Raw genomic sequence first — 23,532 nt, forward strand, 5'->3', positions numbered from 1 at the left:
CGTCCCCTAGGGGACTCGAACCCCTGTTACCGCCGTGAAAGGGCGGTGTCCTAGGCCACTAGACGAAGGGGACACGCTACCCGGAACACATGGTGTGTGTTTCGGTGTCCAGATCCTCATCCGAAGAATTCGGTTCTGGTTTCACTCGACCCCGCCCTAAAGCAGTGCCGTTTAAAATTGGAGCGGGAAACGAGACTCGAACTCGCGACCCCGACCTTGGCAAGGTCGTGCTCTACCAACTGAGCTATTCCCGCAAATGGCGTCCCCTAGGGGACTCGAACCCCTGTTACCGCCGTGAAAGGGCGGTGTCCTAGGCCACTAGACGAAGGGGACACGCTACCCGGAACACATGGTGTGTGTTTCGGTGTCCAGATCCTCATCCGAAGACTTGGTTCTGGTTTCACTCGACCCCGCCCGAAAGCAGTGCCGTTTAAAATTGGAGCGGGAAACGAGACTCGAACTCGCGACCCCGACCTTGGCAAGGTCGTGCTCTACCAACTGAGCTATTCCCGCATTGGCGTCCCCTAGGGGACTCGAACCCCTGTTACCGCCGTGAAAGGGCGGTGTCCTAGGCCACTAGACGAAGGGGACACGCTACAACATTCACTACCTTCAACGTTTCGCGCTTTGCTTTCCGTTGAAAGTGGCGCGCATTCTATGGATGCTTTGGGAGGCCGTCAACCCCCAGATATAATTTTATTTAAATCAATGACTTCGGAGTGGTTTTAGGCTCACTTCGAGCTTTTCTGCCGTCCGCGCTTTGACGCCTATATTCTGGCACTCGACAAGACGCTATAGTCCCCCGCAGCCGGTGATGGCAATTTGAACCTGGGGCTCACCCTGGTGGTTCTATACCTATATAAGCAGCACAACTCATGCCCGGCTCGTCGAGCGGCGCTATGCGTCTAAATGCCAAGCCACTACACTCGCACGCGAATCCTATAACGAGGTTTTAACGGTGACACCACTCATGATCACCCTGCTGGTAATAGCCGGGATCGCACTATTGATCGCCATTGGCTACATGAACCATGTGGTGGAAAACAACAAACTGGAAAAGGCCCGCACCAAAGTCGAACTCAATGATCGCCTGCGTCGCTGCGGCGAGATCACCGAAACCTTCCCCGGCCAGTTCATGACACCGGCCCTCAAGCTGCTGCTGACACGACTGGAACTCAACGTTGTGCAGCGCATGCTCAACCTCGACAAGACAGACACCGCCCTCAAGGCACGTCAGGCCGAGCTCAATACCTTGATCGGTCAGGGCGAATCGATTCCGGTGAACAATCCACCGTCGCCGATCCAGACCGAAGCCAAGGCCAAGGATGTTCGCTTCCTGCTGGAGGCCATGCACGGCCAGGTCACCCGTGCCGCCCACGATGGCTTCCTGCAACCCAATGAAGCCAAGCGCTGGATCAAGGAGATCCGCCATATCCTGGTGCTGCTGCATATCGAGTTCTTCAACAACCTGGGGCAATACGCCCTGCAACAGAACCAGCCGGGCCAGGCCCGCCTGGCCTTCGAGCGCGGCGTGCAATACCTGCGCAAGCAACCGGACCCGGCGGTCTACAAGGAACAGCTGGAATACCTGGACAAACTCCTGGCCCGTGCCAACGCCATGGTGCTATCGACCCTGGAGCCCGCGCCAGACGAGGACAACGAGCTGACCCAAGGCCTGAAGACCGTGGAAGCCGACGCCGACTGGAAGAAGAAAGCCATCTACGACTGATATGAAAAACCCCTGCCTGGTGCATCCAGCGCCAGGCAGGGGTTCGATGCAACAGCGCCCTCTTCGCCGCTACAAGCGGAAATGCCCCACCATCCCCTTCAACTCCACACCCAACTGCGCCAGCTCGATGCTCGACGCAGCATTGCCTTGCATGGCCAGGGAAGACTGATCGGCACTGGCACGAATGCTGGTGACACTGCGATTGATCTCTTCAGCCACCGAACTCTGCTGTTCGGCGGCAGCGGCAATCTGCTGGTTCATCTGCTGAATCAACGACACCGCCGCGGCAATACTGCCCAGGGCACTTTCAGTCTGCAGGGCATCGCTGACCGCCAGCTTCACCAGCTCGCCGCTGCTCTGGATCTGCTGCACGGAAGAATCGGCAGCCGCATGCAATGCCGTCACCAGACGCGCGATCTCCTCGGTGGACTGCTGGGTACGTTTGGCCAAGGCCCGCACTTCATCGGCCACCACCGCAAAGCCCCTGCCCTGCTCCCCCGCCCTTGCCGCCTCGATGGCGGCATTGAGGGCCAGCAGGTTGGTCTGCTCGGCAACGCTCTTGATGACATCCAGCACGCTGCCGATGTTGTCGATCTCTGCGCTCAGGCTCTCGATGCCGCTGCTGGCCCGGGTCGCGGAATCCGCCAACTGCTCGATGCGCTGCATGCTCTGGCGCACGACCTGCTGGCCACTCTCCACCTTGTCATCCGCCGCCTGGGCGGCCTGGGCCGCTTGCTCGGCATTGCGCGCCACATCGTGCACCGTGGCGGTCATCTGATTCATGGCGGTGGCCACCTGCTCGGTTTCTTCCTTCTGGGTACTGACTTCAAGGTTGGTCTGCTCGGTCACCGAGGACAGTGACTGCGCCGAACTGGCCAGTTGTTCGATCCCGGCCTGCAGGCCACTGACGATACCGCTCAGGCCACTGCCCATCTGCTGCATCGCCTGCATCAACTGGCCGATCTCGTCACGCCGGGTGACCACCACCGTGGCACTCAGGTCCCCCGCCGCGATCTGCTGGGCCACATGCATCACACTGCGTAGCGGACGAACGATCAGGCGAGTGATGCTCAAGGCCGCCAGCAGCCCCACCAGCAATGCCAAGGCCGAGGAGCCGATGATCAGCAGGGTGTTTTTCTCCAGCTCCCCCTGCATCGACAGATCTTCAGCGCCATAAGCCTGGTCGACCCGTGCCATCACCTGGGCGGCGCGCTCATGCAACGTCTGATAGACCTGTTGCTCCCGAGCCAACAGGCCGGTGTATTCGTTGAGTTTTTCGCTGAAGTTGCCGATGTGCCCAGCGACCTCGTTGAGCACCGTCTGGTAGCCCGCATCCTTGACTGCGCTCTTCAACTGCTCGGCTTGAGCCAGGGCCTGCTCGGCCTGCTCGATATTGCCCTGCTCGGCACTGCCTTGCTCATCCCCCTTGCGATTCTGGTCCAGGCGCACCCGAGCTTCGTTCATGGCTTGCAGCATCAGGCGCGAAACCTGGCTGATCTGATTGGCCTGTTCGATGAACTCCGCGCCCTCCTTGCCCAGGGAATCCTTGAGCGTATAGGCGCCGTCATCCGCCAGACCGGCCTGCAGCACATCAAGGTTGTTGGCCACACTGGACACCGACCAACTGGCCATTTCCAGGGCCAGGTCCTTGGCCTGGGTCAGCTCGACGAATTCATCGAAGGCCTTGCGGTAGTCCGCCAGCGCCAGTTCGACCTCCCCCATCACTGACTGGTTGGCGGTCGACTGCCCCTTGAGCTGCTGGGCCAGGAGCAACAATGCATCCAGGCTTTCATGCAGGCTGTCCACCGTCTTGCTGTCGCCGTGCAAGGCATAGTCCTGCTCCAGCAATCGCACCTTGAGCACGCCACTGTTGAGCTGGGACATCTGCTTGAGGCCATCGAAACGCTGGCTGACGGTTTGCAGGGACCAAACACCGATGCCGGCCACCAGGGCCGTCAAGAGCAACACCAGGGCAAAACCGATACCCAGTTTCTTTGCCATGCCCAGGTTGGCAAAACGTCCACTCGCGGCCGAAGTCATGGTGCGCAGTCCCCTTACTATCCCCAATGGCAATAAGGCCATTTTGTCTTTGCGAAGGGTCGCAACGGCGTGCACCGGCGCACAAGTCTCTGACGTCGGAATAATGGCAAAAAGCTACGCCGAGGTCGTTTTCAGGATACTGGAGGTCGATTCCATCGGGCCCCGGCGGGCTGTCGCACCAAGGCCCGAGCCTGCATTCAGATGGCCGTGGCGCCGCCGTCGACAGTCAAGGCGTGTCCAGTGGTGAAAGCGGCACCATCACTGCACAGATAGAGCACCGCACTGGCAATCTCCTCGACTTTGCCGATACGCCCCACCGGGTGCATCGCCGCGGCAAATTCGGCCTTCTTCGGGTCAGCCTCATAGGCCCGGCGGAACATGTCGGTGTCGATCACTGCCGGGCAGACGGCATTCACCCGAATCTTCTTTTTGGCGTACTCGATGGCCGCTGACTTGGTCAGGCCGATCACGGCATGCTTGGACGCCGCATAGATGCTCATCTTCGGAGCGGCGCCCAGGCCAGCCACCGAAGCGGTGTTGACGATCGCGCCGCCGCCCTGGGCAAGCAGCAGCGGCAGCTGGTATTTCATGCACAACCAGACCCCTTTGACGTTGACCCCCATGATGGCGTCGAACTCATCCAGGGAGCCTTCCGCCAAGCGCCCCTTCTCGATCTCGATCCCGGCATTGTTGAAGGCATAGTCCAGACGGCCATAAGCCTCGATTGTCCGGGCCATGAGGTTCTGCACATCCGCCTCCCGGGTGACGTTGCAAGACACGAACAGCGCCTCGCCTCCAGCCGCCTGGATAAGCGCCACCGTCTCTTCGCCTCCGAGCACATCCAGATCCGCCACCACCACTTTCAAACCTTCTGCGGCGAATGCCTGGGCAGTCGCCCGGCCGATACCGTTGGCCGCGCCGGTCACCAGGGCCACCTGGCCGGAAAACGTCATGCTCATTGCAAAGATCCTCGATCAAGTACGGGTCAGCTACCCAATCCAATCTAGCCACAGCCGGCCATGGTCGCGTCAGCACTATCAAAAGGCCGGTTGAGGTCTTATGCCTGCTGGTGATGAACGCCCCCCTCTCTACATCACTACACTGGATTGGCTCCCATTCGCTGGACTGGCAAACCTTGCGACAACGTCCTTGAGGGTCTATCAACTATAGCTTCATTCACCCCTTGAGTGCCTGTCATGACCACCCTGACCAATCGCCAGTTCCTGCTCGCCAAACGTCCCGTCGGGGCAGCCACCCGCGAGACCTTTACCTACCAGCAGGTCGCCGTCGGCGAACCGGCAGCGGGGCAGATTCTGGTGAAGAACCAATACCTGTCCCTGGACCCGGCGATGCGCGGCTGGATGAATGAAGGCAAGTCCTATATCCCGCCGGTGGCGATTGGCGAGGTCATGCGCGCCCTTGGGGTGGGCCAGGTGATTGCCTCGAACAACCCGGGATTCGCAGTCGGCGATTACGTCAATGGTGCCCTGGGTGTGCAGGACTATTTCCTGGGCGAGCCCCGGGGCTTCTACAAGGTCGACCCCAAGCTGGCCCCTCTGCCGCGCTACCTTTCAGCCCTGGGCATGACCGGTATGACGGCCTATTTCGCCCTGCTGGATGTCGGCGCGCCCAAGGCCGGTGACACCGTGGTACTGTCCGGTGCGGCAGGCGCGGTGGGCAGCATCGCCGGGCAGATCGCCAAGATCAAAGGCTGCCGGGTGGTGGGCATCGCCGGCGGCCAGGACAAGTGCAAATTCCTCATCGACGAACTGGGTTTTGACGGCGCCATCGACTACAAGAGCGAAGACGTGCACGCCGGGCTCAAGCGTGAGTGCCCCAAAGGCGTCGATGTGTATTTCGACAACGTTGGCGGCGACATTCTCGATGCCGTGCTCAGCCGCCTGAACCTCAAGGCCCGGGTGGTGATCTGTGGCGCCATCAGCCAGTACAACAACAAGGAAGCGATCAAGGGACCGGCCAACTACCTGTCGCTGCTGGTCAACCGTGCGCGCATGGAGGGGTTCGTGGTGATGGACTACGCCTCGCAGTTCGCCGCCGCCGGACAGGAAATGGCCGGCTGGATGGCCAAGGGGCAACTCAAGAGCAAGGAGGATATTGTCGAAGGCCTGGAGACCTTTCCGGAAACGCTGACCAAGCTGTTCAGCGGTGAGAACTTCGGCAAGCTGGTACTGAAGGTCTGACCTGCAGGAGCCGGCAAGCCGGCTCCTGCAAGAGGAGGCGTGTTACAGGGCCAGTTCGGCCACTACGTCGGCCAGGGCCTTGGCCGGATCGGCCGCCTGGCTGATGGGACGACCAATCACCAGGTAATCGGAGCCTGCGTCCAGAGCCTGACGCGGGGTGAGAATCCGCCGCTGGTCGTCCTGGGCGCTGCCCGCCGGACGAATCCCCGGGGTCACCAGTTGCAGGGTCGGATGGGCGCTCTTCAGTGCCTGGGCTTCCAGGGCCGAGCACACCAGGCCGTCCATGCCGGCCTTCTGCGCCAGGGCGGCCAGGCGCAGGACCTGTTCCTGGGGCTCGATGTCCAGGCCGATACCGGCCAGGTCTTCACGCTCCATGCTGGTGAGCACGGTGACGCCGATCAACAGCGGTTTGGGACCTGTGCGCTGATCCAGCACCTCGCGGCAGGCAGCCATCATGCGCAGGCCGCCGGAGCAATGCACGTTGACCATCCACACGCCCATTTCCGCAGCAGCCTTGACCGCCATGGCGGTGGTGTTGGGAATGTCGTGGAACTTCAGGTCCAGGAACACTTCGAAACCCTTGTCACGCAAGGTCCCGACAATCTCGGCGGCACAGCTGGTGAACAGTTCCTTGCCGACTTTGACCCGGCACAGTTTCGGGTCCAGTTGATCGGCCAGTTTCAGTGCGGCGTCACGGGTGGGGAAATCCAGGGCGACGATGATAGGAGTCTGGCAGGCGGACATGAAGGGGCTCTCAGGCAAGTCGAAATCGGCGCGAATTGTAGCGCAAGCCGCGGCGGTCCGGGACCCGATGAAAGGTAAAACATCCTCAACGGTGGTCGCGAATGCCGATCCGGCCGACAAATCCCCCGGGAGGCGCGGACTTTGTATCAAGCCGGATACACTGACGACACGTCAGCAACAACCCCCGACGCTACCCTCCCCAGCCGCAATACCCTCGAACAGCACTTCCAGCCCTCGGGCCGGACGCCTATGCTGAAGCCACAACCCCGCCGTCACCTTCTAGTGGCGGCAAGCCTACCTGGCAGATGAACGCCCCATGCACAACACTCCAGCCCCTCTCAACGACTCCAAAGCTGCAGTCAATGCCGATGACAAGCGCTGGAACACCCGGGCCCTGATCGTCGACGACGACGTACCGATCCGCGAACTGCTGATCGACTACCTGGCGCGCTTCAACATCCATGCCAGTGGCGTCACCGACGGAACAGCAATGCGCCAGGCCCTGCTGGCCGAACACTTTGATGTGGTGGTACTGGATCTGATGCTGCCCGGGGAGGACGGCCTGTCCCTGTGCCGCTGGCTGCGCACCGAATCGGATATTCCGATCCTCATGCTCACCGCCCGCTGCGAACCCACCGACCGCATCATCGGCCTGGAACTGGGGGCTGACGACTACATGGCCAAGCCCTTCGAACCCCGAGAGCTGGTGGCGCGAATCCAGACCATCCTGCGTCGGGTCCGTGATGATCGCAGCGAACAGCGAGCCAATATCCGCTTCGACAGCTGGCGCCTGAACAGCGTCCTGCGCCAGCTGATCTCGGCCGATGGGCTGGTGGTGCCGCTGTCCAATGCCGAGTTCCGCCTGCTGTGGGTATTCATCGAGCGCCCGCGCCGGGTGTTGAGCCGCGAACAACTGCTGGACGCCGCCCGCGGACGCTCCATCGAAGCCTTTGATCGCAGCATCGACCTGCTGGTCTCGCGTCTGCGGCAGAAGCTCGGGGATGATCCGAAATCGCCGCAGTTGATCAAGACCGTGCGCGGAGAGGGCTACCTGTTCGACGCCCGAGATATCGGCTGATGCGTGGGCGTTTCGATACGCTGTTCGGCCGCCTGTTCGGCGTCCTGCTGATCGCGATCGTACTCGCCCACCTGCTGGCGTTCTTCTGGTTTCACCATTACGGGCCGCCGCCCCCACCGCCGCCGCCCCCTGAGTCGGCGACGCTCGGCAATGGCCAGCCTCCAGCTCAGCCGCAGCATTTCCCGAGACGCCCGCCACGGCCCTGGTTCGGTGGCCCGCTGGTGCCCCTGACTTTCCAGTTCATTTCCTTGATCATCGCCGCCTGGTACGGTGCCAAGCTGCTATCGCGCCCCATCCAGCGCCTCAGCGATGCCGCGGAACGCCTGAGTGAAAACCTCGACAGCCCGCCCCTGGAAGAAGTCGGCCCCCGGGAAGCGCGACAAGCGGCCAGCGCCTTCAACCAGATGCAAAAACGCATACAGGAACAGGTTCAGCAACGGGGGCGCATGCTCGGCGCCGTGTCCCATGACCTGCGCACGCCACTGTCACGCCTCAAGCTGCGCCTGGAACAGATCGAGGACAGCAAGCTGCAAGGGCAAATGCGCCAGGACCTGGACGACATGATCAAGATGCTCGATGCCACCCTCAGCTATCTGCATGAACAGCGCACCAGCGAGGCGGCGCAATGGATGGATGTGCAGGCACTGGTGGAGTCGCTGTGCGAGAACGCCCAGGACCAGGGCGCCGACGTCCAGGCCCAAGGCCATTGCGCGCCCCTGCTGGTACAGCCGATGGCCCTGCAGTCCTGCCTCAACAACCTGCTGGACAACGCCTTGCGCTATGCCGGGCAGGCCACCCTGACCCTGGAAGACAACCGTGAGCAGTTGCTGATCCGGGTCATCGATCACGGGCCGGGGATTGCCGCCGACAAGCGTGAGGCCGTGTTCGAGCCCTTCTTCCGCCTCGAAGGCTCGCGCAACCGCAACTCCGGCGGCGTTGGCCTGGGCATGACCATTGCCCGCGAGGCGGCGGAGCGCATGGGGGGACAATTGCTGCTGGACGAAACCCCGGGCGGCGGCCTGACTGCAGTATTGCACCTGCCCCGCCCCTGAGCGCCTTGTGTAGCGACGGGTACAAAACTCAAGTACCCAGGACAGCGACGCCCAAACCCAGCAGGCCAACATCGCCAAAGCCCTGGGCAAGATGATCGCCAACCTCAGCAAGCAGCATCAGTTGACCCCCGACAGCAGCGTCAACGTCGCCGTCTGTTGGCCCCTTGCGCTCCCTCGGGTAGCGGCAATCCGCACGTCAGCGCGGTTCCTGGGCCCGGGCCTGGCTGGCACTCCAGTCCAGCAGCAGGCTGTAGGCCACCGCCAGCAGAGTCGGCCCGATAAACAGGCCGATAAAGCCAAAGGCAATCAGGCCGCCGAACACGCCCAGCAGCACGATCACCAGGGGCAGATTGCCACCGCGACTGATCAGATACGGCTTGAGCACGTTGTCGACGCCGCTGATGATGAAGGTGCCCCAGATTCCCAGGAACACCGCCATGCCGTATTCGCCCTTCCAGGCCAGCCAGGCCGTAGCCGGAATCCATACCAGGGGCGGCCCCATGGGAATCAGGCTGAGCAGGAAGGTGACGATACCCAGCACCAGCGCCCCGGGAACGCCGGCAATCAGGAAGCCGATCAGCGCCAGCACGCCTTGGGCCGCGGCGGTGCCTATGACTCCGTTGACCACCCGCTGCACAGTGCCGGCCACCAGTTCGATGTAATACCCGGCCCGGTCGCCGATCAGGCGCTCCAGCAGCTTGTGCACGAACAGCGCCAGGCGCGGACCGTCGCGGTAGAAGAAAAACACGAAGACAATACTCAGGGTCAGCTCAAGAATGCCCCCGCCAATCTGCGCACTGCGGGCCAGCAACCAGTTGCCCACCTGCCCCAGGTACGGCTTGACCGCCAGCATCAGGGCCGCGCCCTGCTGGTCGATGCTGTCCCACAGTGCCACCAAGCGCTCTCCGACCAATGGCAAGCCACCGAGCCAGGCGGGAGCCTCGGGCAGCCCGTCCACCTGCACGTCCTTGATAAAGGCCGTGGCATCGCGCACATGATCCGCCAGGTTGAGGCCCAGCCAGACCAGGGGCGCCGCCACCAGGACCATCCAACCCAGGGTCAGCAACGCTGCGGCCAGGGATTCGCGGCCATTGAGCCAACGGGTCAGCAATCGCATCAGAGGCCAGCTGGCAAAGGCCAGCACCGCGCCCCAGAACAGCGCCGACCAGAAAGGCGCCATCACCCAGAAGCTGGCACCGAACAACACCAGGAGCAGGATCTGCACCAGCAGGCGATCGTTATTGGGCATGAAATGTCTCGCGCAAGAAGAATCAGAGAAGAGTAGGCGAACCCGCGAATGCGGGCCGCCTGAAACAGCTTAACGCAGCCGCTCGACGTGCAAGCCGCTCACTTCGGTGTTGCCGGTCTCCATGCGCGTGGCCAACACGCCCTGGCTGATCAGGGCCTGGCGCCAGGCTTCAGCCTGCTTGCCGGACAGGCTGATCCGCATCGTGGTGTCCAGATTCAAGCCCCGAGAGAGCAGATTGAGCCAGACGGGCTGGGGGTCCGTCAGTTTTGGCAGATCCAGTTTTCCCGTGTCCTTCAGTTGCCGTAGCAAGGTCGCCGAGGTGGGCAGCAGGTCGCCCAGAGGCGCTGCAGCATCAAACTGTTCCACATGGAGGTAGGCCCGGCGATTACCCCGGGTGATGCTATACAAGGCCACCAGGGTGTTCTCCTGGGGCTCCGCCAGGCGCAACAGCAGATAGGCCTGCTGCTCATCGGCGCCGTACAGCTTGGCGTTGCCGAACACTTGATTGGCCCACAGGCTGCTCTCGCCGCAATCCCTGGCCTGGCACCAGAACAACAGCTCGGCCCCCTGCTTCTGCAGGGCCTCCCGGGCCAGGGTGAAGGCCTCGTTGGAGGTGCGCTCGGCGGGTAATTGGTAGGTAATGGCGGTGAGTTTGCCCCTGGCATTGACCTGTCCGTCAAAACGCAGCTGGCCGCTGATCCTGCGGACCGACCCCAAGGGGTAGACGCGCTCCTGCTCCACTTCGGGGCGGTAGTCGACGATTTGTGCGTCGGTCAGACGGGGAACCAAAGGCAGGTCATGACTGCCCGGCAGATCGGCGGCAAGCGCCAGCGAGCTTAACAAGGCCAAGCTCAAAGCACTGATTGAACGCATGAACACTCTCATCGGATAAGCATGGCCTGGGCGCCTTTGATGACGCTGGCGTCATCATTGCGCTGCGGAACCTGCAAGCCGCGCTGGACCGCAGGCCGCACCTCCAGGACCGCCATCCAGCGCTGCAGGGCCGGCAATCCCTGTACCGAGACACCGGACCATTCATGACCGCGCACCCAGGGGAAGGTGGCGATGTCGGCAATGCTGTAGTCCCCGGCCAGGTATTCGACCTGCTGCAGACGAGTATCGAGCACCTCGTACAGGCGCCGGGTTTCATGCTGGTAGCGGTCGATGGCGCCCTGGAGCTTTTCCGGGAAATAACGGAAGAATACGTTGGCCTGGCCCTGCATGGGCCCCACCCCGCCCATCTGGAACATCAGCCATTGCATGACGATGGAGCGGCCCTTGGGGTCGGCGGGCAGCAACTGGCCACTGCGCTCGGCCAGGTACACGAGGATCGCGCCGGATTCGAACACGGGGAAATCACCATTGTCGCGGTCGACGATGGCTGGAATACGCCCATTGGGATTGATCTTCAGAAACGCTGGCGCCTTTTGCTCCCGCTTGTCGAAACTCAGGGCGTGCACGGTATAGGGCAGGCCGAGCTCTTCGAGCAGGATGGAAACCTTGTGGCCATTGGGGGTCGCAGCGGTGTACAGATCTATCATGGTTGTCTCCCATTTCAACCCGCCCAGCCTCGACAGTTGACCCCGTCAAGTCAAGGAACGGCGAAAAACCGATTGAAACAGTCTGCGACAAAGCTGGCACCGGTCTCATCGTTGAGATGCAGATGGTGGCCGCCTGGCAGCTGCTCACGGCTAAAGGGTAGACGCTGCAACAGCGCTTCATGCCTGGCCAACATGCCATCGGCCGCTACCACCAATTGAGTTGGACAACTGACACGCTGGACGAAGGACATGGCCTGCTCCTCGGTCAGCCGCAGCGGCGAGGCTAGGGTCAGGCGACTGTCACTGCGCCAAGTGTAGCCACCGGCAACCGGCATCAGGCCACGCTGGGCCAACAGTTCGGCAGCCTCGCGACTGACCGCGACCAATCCCTTCATCCGTGCTTCGATGGCCCGCTCCAGGGTGCTGTAGACCGGTTTGCTCTTGTCCTGCAGGTTGATTTGCGCCTGCAGGGCCATGCCCAGGCGTTCGGCGGCGTCCTCGCCCTTGGCGGTCGGTGGAATGACCCCGTCGATCAAGGCCAGATGGCTGACCCGCTCCGGCAGCGCGGCCGCCAGCACCAGGGATACGATCGCCCCCAGGGAATGGCCCATCAGGGCGAAACGCTTCCAGCCCAGCTGTTCAGCGACTTGCAGCACATCGTACACGTAGTCCCACAAGGCATAGCCGGCCCCCAGGGGGCGATGCCCGGAATGACCATGGCCGGCCAGGTCCAGGGCAACGATACGCAGACCTTTGAGCTTGGGCGCCAGCCGGGCAAAGCTGTTGGCGTTGTCCAGCCAGCCGTGCAGGGCGATGACCGGTAAACCGTCCTCGGGCCCGAACAGATGAGCCGCCAGTTCGATGTGGGGCAGACTCAGGCGCACTTCCTCGACGGTATGGCTCATGCACAACTCCGTTGCTGGCGATCGTCCCAGCGGCTGAACAGCTCCTTGAGCAAGGCCGCCGTGGCAGTGGGCCGCTCAAGAGGAAACATGTGGCCGCCGGGCATGGTCAGCGACTCCCCATGGGGCATGCGCCCCACTGCACTGGTGTGATGACGCATCACCACCCGGCTCTGCTGCCCCCGCACCACCGCCAGGGGCACCTTTAGCTGGCGGGCGCTGCCAGGGCTGGTGTGGGGCACGCCGCGATAGATGCTGATCTCGGTAGCCGGATCGAAGCGCAACCGCAGGCGGTCGCCCACTTGCTGCAGGCCATGCTGCAAATAAGCGTCCAGACAGTCCGGATCGAACGCGCGAAACAGGGTCTTGCGCGAAAAGTAGCTGCGGGCCGCTTCGATATCGGCAAATTCCTCACGACGTCCCAGGGTGCGCCCGGCGGGAGTCAAGCGGTCGATGAAACCAAACCGCTTGGCGGCGCGGATCACCCATTGATCGGCCCGGGTCAGCACCGGGGAATCGAGCATGACCACGCCCCGATACAGTTCCGGACAACGCAAGGCCGCATGCAAGTGCAACACCCCGCCCAATGAATGGCCGACGCCCCATACCGGCTGGGCCTGCTGTTGCAGGTGGTGAATCAATTCGTCCACCAGGCTGCGCCAGTTATCGTCCACCGGAAAACGCGGGTCATGGGCGTGCTGCTGCAAATGGCTGACCTGGAACTCAGGCGCCAGGGCAGCGAACAACTTGCCGTAAGTCCCGGAGGGAAACCCATTGGCGTGAGCGAAAAACACCTGTTGCGACATACCGACTCATCCATCCACCAAACCAACAACGATTGTCCGCAAGGCCCCGTACCAGGGCAATGACCGTAACGGACAGGAATGCTGACACCCGGGCTCAGCCTATGACCCGTTGCCTCAAGCCACCGGCGGTTTCTGTCCCAGCGGCACCACGGCCATGGTCAGGCGCGAGACGCAACTGGCCTTGCCTTCATCACTGCTCAAGCGGATGTCCCAGACATGGGTAGTGCGCCCGATATGAATGGCCCTGGCTACCGCTGTCACCCGACCGCTGCGCAAGCCCCGCAGGTGGTTGGCGTTGATCTCCAGGCCCACGCAATAGAACTGGCTGGCATCGATGCACAGATAGCTGGCCATGGAGCCGACACTTTCCGCCAGCACCACCGACGCGCCGCCATGCAACAGGCCATAGGGCTGGTGGGTGCGATGGTCGATGACCATGCTCGCCGTCAACGACTCCTCATCGTAGGACTCGAAGCGAATATCCAGCACTTCGCCGATGGTGTTCTTCTGGATTGCGTTCAGTTGTTCGATGTTCGGAGTGGTACGCCACAGACTCATCGCCGCTTCCTTCTCTCGGGTTGTTCTTGTCGATCAATCCTGCCACAGCACGGCTTCGCCACGCTCGCTCCAGGTTTGAAAACTGGCGCCATAGGTGGCTTCGATCACATTGCGCTTGATCTTCAGGGTCGGGGTCAGAAAGCCGTTCTCCACGGCCCAGTTGTCCTTGACCACCACTAGCCGATGCAAACGCTCGTGTTTGTCCAGACTGCCGTTGACCTGAACCAGGAGACTTTCCAGGCTGCTGTGCAGCCCTTCCCGGGAGCTGCCGCCAGCAGCCTGCAAGCCGGCCGCCGAAAGCACACACAACCCCAGGGGCGCGCTCAAGCCATCGCCCACCACACACACCTGCTCGATATGGGCATGCACCGCCAGGCGATTCTCGATGGGGGCCGGGGCCACATACTTGCCCTTGCTGGTCTTGAAGATTTCCTTGAGCCGGCCAGTCAGGCGCAAATTGCCGGCAGCATCCTGCTCCCCCTTGTCCCCCGTGCGCAAAAAACCATCCTCGGTGATGGTTTCCGCCGTTTTCTGCGGGTCCTTGTAGTACCCCAGCATGGTGGCCCCGCTGCGCACCTGGACCTCCCCCGCCTCATCGATACGCACTTCGACCTCCGGACAGGGCCGGCCGATCCAGCCCGGAACATGCTCCCCGGACCGCCCGATATGGGAATAACCGCAGCTTTCGGTCATGCCGTAGACCTCCAGCACGTCCAGGCCCAGGCGGCGATACCAATGCAACAGGGTCTGAGGTACCGGCGCCGCGCCCGACAAGGCCACGCGCAATGCGTCGAGCCCCAATCCGGCCAGCACCTTGTGACCGACGCGCCTGCCGATAAAAGGCAGGCCCAAAAGAAAATCCAGACGCTTGGCCGGCACCTTGCTGTACACCCCCATCTGGAACTTGGTCCAGATCCGCGGCACGCCAAACAGTGCAGTGGGCCGGGCCCGCTGCAGGTCAACCAGGAAAGTGTCGAGGCTTTCGGCAAAGAACACGGTCTGCCCGGTGTAGATCGCCGCCATCTCGACGAACATGCGTTCGGCCACATGACACAACGGCAGGTAGGACAGCAACCGATCCTCGGGGCCCAGGCCGAAAAGCCCGACGCCGTGGCTGGCGGCAAAGCCCAGGTTGCCGAAACTGTGCATCACGCCCTTGGGCAGGCCGGTGGTGCCAGAGGTGTAGATGATGGTGGCCAGTTGATCCGCAGGCGGGCAAGGACTATCCGCCAGGGGCTGGCTACGCTGCACCTGTTCCCAGTCGAAATCGAAATGCCCCTCGGGACCCAGCGGCAGACGGATGGTGGGCAACCCGGGTTTCAATCCCAGGGCCATGCCCGGCCAGTCATCGAGCTTGCCGATGAAGGCCAGGGCCGACTCGGAATGCTCCAGCACCTGGGCCACCGAATCGGCTGTGAGGTTGGGATACAGCGGCACCGACACATGCCCGGCCATCCAGATCGCCAGGTCGCTGATGATCCAGTGCGCAGAGTTCTTGCCAATGATTGCAATGTGGCTGCCAGGAGCCAGCTGCCGTTCCCGCAGCCACTGGGCGGCACGACGGGCCTGCTGGCCGACGTCGAACCAGCTCAACGCCTGCACCTGCCCTCCGGCGCTGGGCTGCACCAGGAAACGTTGCTGGGGATGACGAGCTTCGCGCTCGTAGAACACTTGCAGCGGCAAACGAAAAGCAGCAGCCATGACTCGCTCCTTTGTTTTTATTCTGTTCGCGACACCAACCAAGCACTTGCTTGGCTGACTATTCCACGCACAAAGGAGCGCTGCAAGTTAAGAAATGTAGCGGATCACGACCCGATACCGAGCGGGGGCAAAAGGTCATGACGGCCAGGGGATTCCCTGGCCGCCGCCAGCATCAAGGGTGCTTGACGCCGTTGAGGGTCATCAGCCCCGCCAGAGGCCAGTCGCCTTCCAGCTCCGCCAGGCTGGCGGTGTTCATGGGCTGGGGATCACGCAGATGGCCATGCTGCAACAGGCCGATCAGGCTACCCACCAGGGGTTGATGGCTGACCAGCAGCAGATTGTCCGCACCGTCCAGTTGCTGCAGCACCTGCAGCGGATTGGCCTCCGGCGTCAGCCAGGACACGGTGCGGATCTCTGCTTCGAACCCCAGGGCCTCGCGTACCAGCTGGGCCGTTTGCTGGGCTCGTACATAAGGGCTGGCGATGATTGCGCTGATGGGCTGGCCAATCAGTTGCGCGGCGCTGCCCAGCACTTCCTCACGGCCGTGGGCGGTGAGATTGCGTTGGGCATCGGTGGGCGCGTGGGATTCGGCCTGGCCATGGCGCAGGACCCACAGTTTCACAGCTTGGGCTCCTCATCGCGCACCGGATGGGGCGCTGGCGGCACGCTATGGGGAGCCTCCCCTTCAGGTGCTCGTGGGGTTGGCCAATCCGAGAACGGCCAGGGCTTCTGTTCGGTATGGAAGCTGCCGAAACGGCCGATCTGAGCCAGGAACTGACTCAGGCTGTCACCGAAGTTCATCAGGCCGGCATTGGGTGCGCCGTAGATCAACCGATAAACAAGCTGCACCAGGACCAGGGCGCCAAGGAGGAACTGCGCTACCTGCCACACCATCACGAACACCAGCATCCACAGCACGCGCAGGAGGATGGATTCGTATTTGGCTTCGGAATTCGTATCGTTCATGTCTGGCTCCTGTGCTACTCAGTTGAATCCGCTGGTGGAGATAAAATCGACGTCGGTTTTCGGCTCGCCGCGCATCAAGAGCTCGATCACCTGATTCAGCGTACGCCCTTCGAACAGGATCGCGTGCAGCCCGGCTACCAGCGGCATGTAGACCCCCAACTCCTGAGCCTTGACCTTGAGCACCTTGAGGGTATTGACGCCCTCCGCCACTTCGCCAAGACGCGTCACCGCCTCTTCCAGGCTCAGGCCCTGGCCCAGGGCAAAGCCCACCTGATAGTTGCGGCTCTTGGGCGAGGAACAGGTGACGATCAAGTCACCGACACCCGCCAGACCGAGAAAGGTCATGGGGTTGGCACCCTGGCTCACGGCAAAGCGGGTCATTTCCGCCAGCGCGCGAGTAATCAGCATGCTCTTGGTGTTTTCCCCCATGCCCAGGGCCACCGCCATGCCGGCGATGATCGCGTAGACGTTCTTCAGCGCTCCGCCCAGCTCCACGCCAAAACGATCGGCACTGGCATAGACGCGGAACGTCCGGCCATGCAACACCGCCTGGACCCGCTGGCACAGTTCTTCGTCTTCGCTGGCGACCACGGTGGCGGTCAGGGCGTGCTCGGCCACTTCGCGGGCCAGATTAGGCCCAGAGAGCACGCCGATCCGCGCTTGCGGGGCGATATCCTCGAGGATCTCGCTCATCAGCTTGAAGGTCTGGGCCTCAATGCCCTTGGTCAGGCTGACCAGCATCTTGCCGCTCAACAGTTGTGCGTGGGGGGCCAGTACCGAGCGCAGGGCGCTGGAAGGCAAGGCGACAAAGCACAGGTCACTGTCATTCAGGGTGGCCAGCAGATCGGTGACCGGCTCCACCGCCGGATGAATCTTGATGCCCTTGAGATAGCGCGGATTCTCGCGATTGACCCGAATGGCCTCGGCCTGTTCGGGGTCTCGCATCCACTGCCGCACCGGGTGACCGTTCTCGGCCAGCAGATTGGCCACGGCGGTACCAAAACTTCCGCCTCCCAGGACCGCAATAGGGCGCTGTTGTGTCATATGCAATCCGTTTATCCATAGCAGTGGCGATGGCGGCATTATACGGGGCGGTTTTCCCACCACCAGCCCCAGCGGCCATTCAGACGATCTGTCGGGAACGGGTGGACTCATTCGGGGAATGTCGGGCTTATCGACTGGAAAACTCGACTTTCTCGGTTAACATGCGCGCCATCTTTCAAGATTCAAGGCTGTGCCGTGTCCATTGGCCCCTCACCTCTTCGTCTGTCACTGCTGCTGGGCATGTTGTTCGGCTATCCAGCGCTGGCCGACGATTTGTTCATGGATGGCAGCGCCCTGCCCGAGGTCCTCACCGCCACGCGCCTTAAGCAATCCCCAGCCGCAGTGCCCGGCAGCATGACGGTGCTCGACAATGAACTGATCAAGGCCAGCGGCGCTCGGGACATCAGCGAACTGCTGCGCCTGGTGCCGGGGATGATGGTCGGCGCCATCAGCGGCAATCAGGCCACGGTCAACTACCACGGCACCAACGCCAGCGAAGCCCGGCGCATGCAGGTACTGATCGATGGGCGCTCGGTGTATCGCGCGGGCCTGGCCACGGTGGACTGGAGCGATATTCCGGTAGCCATGGAAGACATCGAGCGCATCGAAGTGTTTCGCGGCCCCAACACCGTCAGCTACGGCGCCAACGCGCTGATGGCGGTGGTCAACATCATTACCCGCTCACCCGCCAACAGCCACGGCACGCGCTTCAAGGTGACCAGGGGCCAGCGCGGCATCAACGACTGGTACGCCAGCCAGGGCACTGGCTGGGAAAGCGGCGACCTGCGGCTTTCGTTGTCGGGGCAGGAAGACGATGGCTTCGACAGCCGCCTCGACGGTTCGGACTACCGCGACAGCAGGCGCTTGAATCGTGTCAGTCTGTCGGTGAGCCAGATGCTCAATGAACAGCAGAGCATCGATTGGCAATTGAACGCCAAGGAAGGGACTAATCAGCGGCCTTATACCTACAAGCCGGTGTTCTATGGCGTGTCCCAACAGGGCAACAACTCCGATGTGGTGGCCAAGGACTACGCCGGGTCACTGCGCTGGAACCTGGAACTCAATCCGCAGCACAGCCTTTATGTCCAGGGCTCGGCCCAGCACTGGGATCGCCAGCAGACTTGGCGCGCCTGTGACGCGGCGATTTCCTTCAGCCCCGAGCTGACTCGCCTGTGGCAAATCAATCCGAATTACGCCGAGCGCCTGGCGCGCGGCATCAAAGGTTTCAGCGATGCCGGTACCCCGCCCCCGGGATCTCCCGCCGAGCAGGCCATAGCCCAGCAGGTCCTCACCCAGTGGAGCGCCGGCGGCAAGCAAACCGTCTGCGGCAATATCGACCAGAGCGCCCGGGAGACCCGCTACGACCTGGAGTTGCAGGACACCCTGAGCCTCAGCGATAACCTGCGGCTGGTCAGCGGCATGAACTATCGTTACGACCGGGCCGACTCCGAAACCTACTTCAACGGCACCCTCGACGACACCACCTGGCGCCTGTTCGGCCAGTTGGAGTGGCGGGCCAGCGAACACTGGCTGATCCAGGGCGGGGCTATGTACGAAGACACCCAGCTGACCGGCAACTCGCTGACGCCACGGATCGCCGTCAACTACCTGATCAACCCGCGCCACGGGCTGCGCGCGGTGTATTCGGAAGCCATCCGCTCTGCGGACATGTTCGAGAACAACGTCAACTGGAGCTACCGGGTCACCGGCCTGAGCGCTCCGGTCTATGGCCAGAACAGCGCCCAGTACTTCGTCAGGACCCGTGGCCCCGGCAATCTTGACCAAGAGCACATGCGCTCTCGGGAGCTGGGCTACAACGGCTATTTCAGCGACCAGGCACTGAATCTGGACATCAAGCTGTTCTACGACGAAATCAGCGGAATGATCAGCGAACCGCTGCGCAACAACCAGTACATCGCCAGCAACAACAACTCGGCGCGCTTCTCCGGCACCGAGGGCCAGCTGGACTGGCAACTGAGCCGCGCCGACCGCCTGCGCCTGACCTACGCCTATGTCCACGCGCAAGCCAGCAATCGCCTGGACCAGCACCTGACCGCCAGCAACAGCGGTTCTGCCGGCTGGCTGCGCAATTGGGGCCAGGGCTGGTCCAGCGCCCTCTTCTACTATGGTGACAACGCCCTCAACGGCTACCGCTTCCAGCGCATCGACACCCGCATCGCCAAGCGCCTGGCCCTGGGCAAGGCCAGCCTGGAACTGGCAGGCACGCTGCAACAGCGGCTTGACCATGAGCCCACCACCTTCGCCGACAACCTCTACGACTCACGGCACGTGGCCTACCTCAGTGCCGAGCTGGAGTTCTAGCATGGGCCAGCGCGGGCCCTGGAAGGCCCTGGGCATTCATCGCTGTCTCGGTATCTGCCTGATCCTCCTGGGCATGCTGCTGGCGACTCCGCTGCGAGCAGCCGACGTGTTGCTGACCGCCAGTGAAGGCAGCGACAGCGTGCACACCTTCACCGAGGAACTGGCCACCCAGCGGCCTCAGGATCAGGTGCGCTTCGTGCCCTTGGCACAACTGCCGGCACCGAGCCAACTGCCCGCAGCCACGCGCCTGATCCTGCTGGACCTGCAAAGCCTCGACTGGCGCCTGCAAGACCCGCAAGGGCCGGCCACCCTGGTCCTGCGGATCAGCCGCCTGCAGGCCCAGCAGCGCCTGCAAGGCGCGCCTCACCCCAAACTCAGCCTGCTCTGGAGCGACCCGCCCTTGAGCCGCCAACTGCGGCTGATCCACAAGGTGCTGCCCCAGGTGCGCCGGATCGGCGTGCTGTACAGCGAGGACAGCCAGTTCCTGCTCAGGGAACTGCGCGACGCAGCGCAATCCATGGACATGGAAATCGTCGCCGAACCCTGGGACAGCACCAATGACAGCCGCCCGCTGCAGAACCTGTTGCGCAACAGCCAGGTGCTGCTGGGCCTGGACGACCCCAAGCTGTACAACCCGAAAACCGTGAAGAACCTGCTGCTGAGCAGCTACGCCCGGCAACAGGCGCTGATCGGGCCCAATGCCGGCTTCGTCAGGGCCGGCAGCCTGGCCAGCACCTACAGCGACCAGCAGGACTGGCTGCAGACCCTGGACAGCCTGCTGGATCAAGCACCAGCCCACTGGCCCAGGGAGCTGTACCCGGCAGCCTTCAAAGTACTGAGCAATCCACAGGTGGCACGCTCCCTGGGCATCGAGGAAATCGACCCGCAAGCCGTCGCGCACCAGTTGAGTGAAGGAGAGAAACGCCCATGACATTGCGTCGCCGGTGGGATATCCAGACCCGCACTCAGCTCATCAGCCTGGGCCCGGCCCTGCTCCTGACTCTGCTGCTGATCAGTTTTTTCACCTTCGTGCGTCTCCAGGATCTGCGCCAGGAGTTGAACCATACCGGCCAACTGATCGCCAACCAATTGGCCCCGGCCACTGAGTACGGGGTGATCTCCGGCAACAACGAGGGCCTGGAAAGCCTGTTGCAAGCCACTCTGGCCACGCCTCATGTGCACTTTCTGGAAGTCCAGGACAGTGCCAACAACATCCTGGTGTATGTCGAGCAGCCGTCCGCCAGTCACAACCATGCCCAGCAGATCAAGGTCTTCCAGGCGCCGGTGCGCTTGCAGCGCATTCAGGTGCACAACGACTTTCTGCAGAATGATCCCGCCAGCCTGAGCCCCCAGGGCGACGGTTACCTGGGGCGGGTCATTGTCGGCATGTCCAATGACGCCTTCAGCCAGCGTCAACAGGAAATCCTCCTCAAGGCCGGGATTCTCGCCCTGTTCGCCCTGCTCTTCACCTTCTTCCTGGCCCGACGCCTGGCAGCCGGCCTGGCGCAACCCATCAGCGCCATGGGCCACGCGGTGAAGGCGATTCAGGAGGGCGACTTCAAGACGCCGCTGCCGATTGTCGACGACGGCGAGCTGGGCAATCTGGCGCGACATATCAACAACCTCGCCGCCGGCCTGGAACTGGCCAGCCGTGAGCAGCAACAGGCAATGTCACAACTGATCCAGACCCGGGAAGATGCCGAGCGGGCGAACAAGGCCAAATCGGACTTCCTGGCGATGATGAGCCATGAGCTGCGTACCCCGATGAACGGCGTACTGGGGATGCTGCAATTGCTGGAAACCACCGAGATGACCCAGGAGCAGAGCGAGTACGCGGCATTGGCCTCGGAGTCCACCGAGCACCTGCTGAAGGTGATCAATGACATCCTCGACTTCTCGCGCATCGAACGCTCGGCCCTGGAGCTGGAACACATTCCGTTCAACCTCGCCGAGTTGATCAGCAGCTGCGCCCAGGCCTTCCAGCACAGCGCATTGCAACGAGGCCTGGACCTGCAACTGCAGCTGCCGCCGGGCATGGAGTCGCTGCAGGTCAAGGGCGACCCGACGCGAATCCGCCAGATCCTGGTCAACCTGATCGGCAACGCGCTGAAGTTCACCGAACAAGGCAGCGTCACCATCGAGCCCCAGTGGCAGACCCTGGATCACGAACTCCTGTGGTTCACCTGCTCAGTGCGCGACAGCGGGATTGGCATCAGCCCGGCCAGCCTGGAACTGATGTTCGATGCATTCCAGCAGGCCGACAGCTCGATTTCCCGACGCTACGGCGGCACGGGCCTGGGCCTGCCGATCGCCCGGACCCTGGCTGAACGCATGGGCGGCACCCTGCGGGCCCAGAGCGAGGAAGGCCAGGGCTCGGTGTTCACCCTGGAAATCCCCCTGGCGCTGTTTCAGCAAAGCCTGCCCGTGCTGGCGCCGCGAGTGAACACAGCCGCTCACCAGGGCGAAGGCCGCAACGTGCTACTGGTGGAGGACAACCCGGTGAACCAGACCGTGATCCAGGCCATGTTGCGCAGCCTGGGCTTCACCGTCAGCATCGTCACCGACGGCGCCCAGGCGGTACGCAGCGCCGAAAGCCTGATTTTCGAGGCCATTCTGATGGACTGCCGACTGCCACTGGTCGACGGCTACGAAGCCACCCGGCAGATCCGCCAACTGCCCGGCTGCGCTGATTTACCGATCATCGCCCTGACCGCCAACGCCTTGCAGGGCGACCGCGAAGCCTGCCTGGCGGCGGGCATGAACGACTACCTGGCCAAGCCGTTCAAGCGGGCTGATCTGCAGCAAATTCTCCAACGTTGGGTGCAGTAACAGGCTATTTTCCAACAGGTGCGACTGGCGTGACGGGCGAAAGTGCGGCAGTCTTAGGCACCCGACGGGCCCCGAAAAGGCCCTCAAAAAAAATTTCAGTGCACAAGTGTACATTCATGCCCTTTGCGCTGTGACTTTCACTACAACGCAATAGTCTATGAGTAGGCTGCCGGCTCGAGGCATGAACGCTTCGATCGGCCGGGAAGATTGCCCAACCCTGCCGCACGGGACTATTGAGGAGCTCGCATGACCAAACAAAACGCCTTTACTCGGGAAGACCTGCTGCGCTGCAGTCGCGGTGAGCTGTTCGGCCCAGGTAACGCGCAACTGCCCGCCCCCAACATGCTGATGGTGGATCGCATCACCCATATCAGCGAAGAGGGTGGCAAGTACGGTAAAGGTGAATTGGTCGCTGAGCTGGATATCACTCCAGACCTGTGGTTCTTCGCTTGCCACTTCGAGGGCGATCCGGTGATGCCGGGCTGCCTGGGCCTGGATGCCATGTGGCAACTGGTCGGTTTTTTCCTCGGCTGGCAAGGCCTGCCGGGCCGCGGCCGCGCCCTGGGTTCGGGGGAAGTGAAATTCTTCGGCCAGGTACTGCCGACCGCGAAAAAAGTCACCTATAACATTCACATCAAGCGCGTGCTCAAGGGCAAGCTGAACATGGCCATCGCCGATGGTTCGGTCAGCGTTGACGGCCGCGAAATCTATACCGCCGAAGGCCTCCGGGTCGGCGTGTTTACCTCAACTGACAACTTCTAAGGGTTATC

21 protein-coding genes and 5 tRNA genes are annotated in these 23,532 nt (G+C 62.4%); 8 read left to right on the top strand and 18 right to left on the bottom strand.

Annotation, left to right across the window (positions count from 1 at the left end; genetic code table 11):
* The 5 genes from J5M73_RS12140 to J5M73_RS12160 form a co-directional block, all read right to left on the bottom strand.
* Nucleotides 1–73, bottom strand: a tRNA-Glu gene (locus tag J5M73_RS12140).
* Nucleotides 74–178: 105 nt separating this feature from the next.
* Nucleotides 179–254 (bottom strand) — tRNA-Gly (locus J5M73_RS12145).
* 3 nt (nucleotides 255–257) lie between these two features.
* Nucleotides 258–333: transfer RNA gene (locus tag J5M73_RS12150), tRNA-Glu, on the bottom strand.
* A 104-nt stretch (nucleotides 334–437) separates the two neighbouring features.
* Nucleotides 438–513, bottom strand: a tRNA-Gly gene (locus J5M73_RS12155).
* A gap of 2 nt (nucleotides 514–515) precedes the next feature.
* A tRNA-Glu gene (locus tag J5M73_RS12160) sits at nucleotides 516–591 on the bottom strand.
* A gap of 379 nt (nucleotides 592–970) precedes the next feature.
* Between J5M73_RS12160 and J5M73_RS12165 the strand changes: the two genes are divergently transcribed.
* Nucleotides 971–1,729, top strand: coding sequence for a hypothetical protein (locus tag J5M73_RS12165; RefSeq protein WP_180988587.1), 759 nt, complete (start codon nucleotides 971–973; stop codon nucleotides 1,727–1,729).
* A gap of 69 nt (nucleotides 1,730–1,798) precedes the next feature.
* Here J5M73_RS12165 and J5M73_RS12170 read toward each other — a convergent pair whose 3' ends face one another.
* Together J5M73_RS12170 and J5M73_RS12175 are read right to left on the bottom strand one after the other, a co-directional pair.
* The gene (locus tag J5M73_RS12170) at nucleotides 1,799–3,769 is read right to left on the bottom strand and encodes a methyl-accepting chemotaxis protein (RefSeq protein WP_102863939.1); all 1,971 of its coding nucleotides are present in this window, start codon (nucleotides 3,767–3,769) and stop codon (nucleotides 1,799–1,801) included.
* Nucleotides 3,770–3,966: 197 nt separating this feature from the next.
* The gene (locus tag J5M73_RS12175) at nucleotides 3,967–4,728 is read right to left on the bottom strand and encodes an SDR family oxidoreductase (protein WP_102863940.1); all 762 of its coding nucleotides are present in this window, start codon (nucleotides 4,726–4,728) and stop codon (nucleotides 3,967–3,969) included.
* A gap of 237 nt (nucleotides 4,729–4,965) precedes the next feature.
* Between J5M73_RS12175 and J5M73_RS12180 the strand changes: the two genes are divergently transcribed.
* Nucleotides 4,966–5,970, top strand: a complete 1,005-nt coding sequence (locus J5M73_RS12180; protein WP_102863941.1) for an NADP-dependent oxidoreductase — start codon at nucleotides 4,966–4,968, stop codon at nucleotides 5,968–5,970.
* Nucleotides 5,971–6,012: 42 nt separating this feature from the next.
* Here J5M73_RS12180 and pyrF read toward each other — a convergent pair whose 3' ends face one another.
* On the bottom strand, nucleotides 6,013–6,714 hold the full coding sequence (pyrF, locus tag J5M73_RS12185; RefSeq protein ID WP_162884117.1) for an orotidine-5'-phosphate decarboxylase: 702 nt from the start codon (nucleotides 6,712–6,714) through the stop codon (nucleotides 6,013–6,015).
* Nucleotides 6,715–7,030: 316 nt separating this feature from the next.
* Between pyrF and J5M73_RS12190 the strand changes: the two genes are divergently transcribed.
* On the top strand, nucleotides 7,031–7,792 hold the full coding sequence (locus J5M73_RS12190) for a response regulator (RefSeq protein WP_102863942.1): 762 nt from the start codon (nucleotides 7,031–7,033) through the stop codon (nucleotides 7,790–7,792).
* Nucleotides 7,792–8,844 carry a HAMP domain-containing sensor histidine kinase gene (locus tag J5M73_RS12195; protein ID WP_102863943.1) on the top strand — a complete coding sequence of 351 codons (1,053 nt, stop codon included), beginning with the start codon at nucleotides 7,792–7,794 and terminating at the stop codon, nucleotides 8,842–8,844. The genes J5M73_RS12190 and J5M73_RS12195 overlap by 1 nt, the downstream gene beginning before the upstream one ends.
* A 196-nt stretch (nucleotides 8,845–9,040) precedes the next feature.
* Here the strand turns inward: J5M73_RS12195 and J5M73_RS12200 are convergent, their stop codons facing one another.
* From J5M73_RS12200 to J5M73_RS12245, 10 genes are all read right to left on the bottom strand, one after another.
* On the bottom strand, nucleotides 9,041–10,093 hold the full coding sequence (locus tag J5M73_RS12200; RefSeq protein ID WP_102863944.1) for an AI-2E family transporter: 1,053 nt from the start codon (nucleotides 10,091–10,093) through the stop codon (nucleotides 9,041–9,043).
* 69 nt (nucleotides 10,094–10,162) lie between these two features.
* Entirely contained in the window at nucleotides 10,163–10,966 is an 804-nt protein-coding gene (locus J5M73_RS12205; protein WP_180988588.1) for a DUF4892 domain-containing protein, read from the bottom strand.
* 8 nt (nucleotides 10,967–10,974) lie between these two features.
* Complete coding sequence (locus tag J5M73_RS12210) at nucleotides 10,975–11,634, bottom strand: glutathione S-transferase N-terminal domain-containing protein (protein WP_102863946.1); 660 nt, start codon at nucleotides 11,632–11,634, stop codon at nucleotides 10,975–10,977.
* A gap of 50 nt (nucleotides 11,635–11,684) precedes the next feature.
* Nucleotides 11,685–12,539 (bottom strand): alpha/beta hydrolase, encoded by an 855-nt coding sequence (locus J5M73_RS12215; protein ID WP_102863947.1) that lies wholly within the window; start codon nucleotides 12,537–12,539, stop codon nucleotides 11,685–11,687.
* Complete coding sequence (locus J5M73_RS12220; RefSeq protein ID WP_102863948.1) at nucleotides 12,536–13,342, bottom strand: alpha/beta hydrolase; 807 nt, start codon at nucleotides 13,340–13,342, stop codon at nucleotides 12,536–12,538. The genes J5M73_RS12215 and J5M73_RS12220 overlap by 4 nt, the downstream gene beginning before the upstream one ends.
* Before the next feature lie 114 nt (nucleotides 13,343–13,456).
* A complete protein-coding gene (locus J5M73_RS12225; RefSeq protein WP_102863949.1) occupies nucleotides 13,457–13,900 on the bottom strand; it encodes a hotdog fold thioesterase in 444 nt (147 codons plus the stop codon).
* A gap of 33 nt (nucleotides 13,901–13,933) precedes the next feature.
* The gene (locus J5M73_RS12230; RefSeq protein ID WP_102863950.1) at nucleotides 13,934–15,601 is read right to left on the bottom strand and encodes an AMP-binding protein; all 1,668 of its coding nucleotides are present in this window, start codon (nucleotides 15,599–15,601) and stop codon (nucleotides 13,934–13,936) included.
* 172 nt (nucleotides 15,602–15,773) lie between these two features.
* Nucleotides 15,774–16,223, bottom strand: coding sequence for a phosphohistidine phosphatase SixA (gene sixA / locus J5M73_RS12235; RefSeq protein WP_102863951.1), 450 nt, complete (start codon nucleotides 16,221–16,223; stop codon nucleotides 15,774–15,776).
* Complete coding sequence (locus J5M73_RS12240) at nucleotides 16,220–16,567, bottom strand: DUF4389 domain-containing protein (RefSeq protein WP_102863952.1); 348 nt, start codon at nucleotides 16,565–16,567, stop codon at nucleotides 16,220–16,222. Before J5M73_RS12240 ends, sixA begins: the two co-directional genes overlap by 4 nt.
* An 18-nt stretch (nucleotides 16,568–16,585) precedes the next feature.
* The gene (locus J5M73_RS12245; RefSeq protein WP_102863953.1) at nucleotides 16,586–17,611 is read right to left on the bottom strand and encodes an NAD(P)H-dependent glycerol-3-phosphate dehydrogenase; all 1,026 of its coding nucleotides are present in this window, start codon (nucleotides 17,609–17,611) and stop codon (nucleotides 16,586–16,588) included.
* 195 nt (nucleotides 17,612–17,806) lie between these two features.
* Between J5M73_RS12245 and J5M73_RS12250 the strand changes: the two genes are divergently transcribed.
* The 4 genes from J5M73_RS12250 to fabA all read left to right on the top strand — a co-directional run bounded on the left by J5M73_RS12250 (nucleotide 17,807) and on the right by fabA (nucleotide 23,524).
* On the top strand, nucleotides 17,807–19,933 hold the full coding sequence (locus J5M73_RS12250; protein ID WP_102863954.1) for a TonB-dependent receptor: 2,127 nt from the start codon (nucleotides 17,807–17,809) through the stop codon (nucleotides 19,931–19,933).
* A 1-nt stretch (nucleotide 19,934) separates the two neighbouring features.
* Nucleotides 19,935–20,864: an ABC transporter substrate-binding protein gene (locus tag J5M73_RS12255; protein ID WP_102863955.1), complete on the top strand. Its 930-nt coding sequence runs from the start codon at nucleotides 19,935–19,937 to the stop codon at nucleotides 20,862–20,864.
* Entirely contained in the window at nucleotides 20,861–22,762 is a 1,902-nt protein-coding gene (locus J5M73_RS12260) for an ATP-binding protein (RefSeq protein WP_102863956.1), read from the top strand. The genes J5M73_RS12255 and J5M73_RS12260 overlap by 4 nt, the downstream gene beginning before the upstream one ends.
* 246 nt (nucleotides 22,763–23,008) lie before the next feature.
* On the top strand, nucleotides 23,009–23,524 hold the full coding sequence (gene fabA, locus J5M73_RS12265; RefSeq protein WP_011060067.1) for a 3-hydroxyacyl-[acyl-carrier-protein] dehydratase FabA: 516 nt from the start codon (nucleotides 23,009–23,011) through the stop codon (nucleotides 23,522–23,524).
* Nucleotides 23,525–23,532: the final 8 nt, after the last annotated feature.

Source organism: Pseudomonas sp. 50_B, from assembly GCF_017491625.1.
In the GTDB taxonomy this organism is placed as follows: domain Bacteria; phylum Pseudomonadota; class Gammaproteobacteria; order Pseudomonadales; family Pseudomonadaceae; genus Aquipseudomonas; species Aquipseudomonas danubii.